Genomic DNA, 1,031 nt, shown 5'->3' on the forward strand with positions numbered 1-1,031 from the left:
GTTGTGGTCGCCCGACGAGATCGCGGTGCGCCTACGGTTGGATCATGCCGATGATCCGCAGATGCGTGTGAGCCACGAGACGATCTACCAGTCGCTGTTCGTGCAGGGCAGAGGCGAGTTGCGCCGTGAACTGGCCCGGTGCCTGCGGTCCGGAAGGACGGCTCGCAAGCCTCGCGGGGCCATCGAGGGTCGTGGCCGCATCCCCGGCATGGTGATGCTCAGCCAGCGCCCTGCCGAAGCCGACGACCGTGCAGTGCCCGGGCATTGGGAGGGTGACCTCATCCTTGGTCAGGGCAGCCGCAGCGCTGTCGGGACGCTCGTCGAGCGCTCGACACGGATGACATTGCTGCTGCACCTGCCCGATGGCAAGAGCGCCGAGCAGGTCGAGGCAGCAATGCGCGAGGCGGTCAGCAAGCTGCCGTCCTCCTTGGCCCGAACGATCACCTGGGACCAGGGCGCGGAGATGGCCAAGCATGCTGCGTTCACTACCGCCACGGGCATTCCGATCTACTTCTGCGATCCTCACTCGCCCTGGCAGCGCGGCAGCAACGAGAACACCAACGGCCTGCTGCGCCAGTACCTCCCCAAAGGCACCGACCTCAGCGGCCTCAGCCGCAGGGAACTCGACATGATCCAGGACAGTCTCAACGGACGCCCTCGGAAGACATTGGGCTATCTGACACCATCAGAGAAGCTCGCAGAGTTCCTTGCGCTCACCGCTTGAATCCGCCATCTCGTTGCCGCGGCGCAGCTCAAGGTTCTCTCTGCGCAGCTTGGTGATCTCCTCGGCTTCAGCGGTGCTCAGCCCTGGAGCCTCGCCCTGATCGATGCGGTCCTGCTTCCACCAGTTCCTCAGCGTGTGCGGTGAGATCCCGCCGAGGGCTTCACCGACGGCGGTGCAGGCGACCCAGCCAGAGCACTGCTCGGCACGGACGCGTTCTTCGATGAGCTTCAGGGCTCGCGCCTTGAACTCGGGGGTGTACTTCTGGGGCATGATCCGATCCTCCTTGAGGAAGTAGGTCGGAACGAAA

The 1,031-nt window shown here is 64.8% G+C and carries 2 protein-coding genes; one reads left to right on the forward strand and one right to left on the reverse strand.

Going from position 1 to position 1,031, the window contains the following annotated elements; all coding sequences use genetic code 11:
• Positions 1 to 724 (forward strand): IS30 family transposase (locus tag IG178_RS24240; RefSeq protein WP_193215173.1); only part of this gene is annotated, 724 nt, incomplete at its 5' end.
• On the opposite strand, the gene IG178_RS24245 is transcribed toward IG178_RS24240, so the two are convergent.
• Positions 686 to 1,031, reverse strand: a 346-nt coding sequence (locus tag IG178_RS24245; RefSeq protein ID WP_425499874.1) for a transposase, incomplete at its 5' end; no start/stop codon positions are given. The genes IG178_RS24240 and IG178_RS24245 overlap by 39 nt on opposite strands.

It is taken from the genome of Neoluteolibacter marinus (assembly GCF_014904755.1).
Classification (GTDB): Bacteria; Verrucomicrobiota; Verrucomicrobiia; order Verrucomicrobiales; family Akkermansiaceae; genus Haloferula; species Haloferula marina.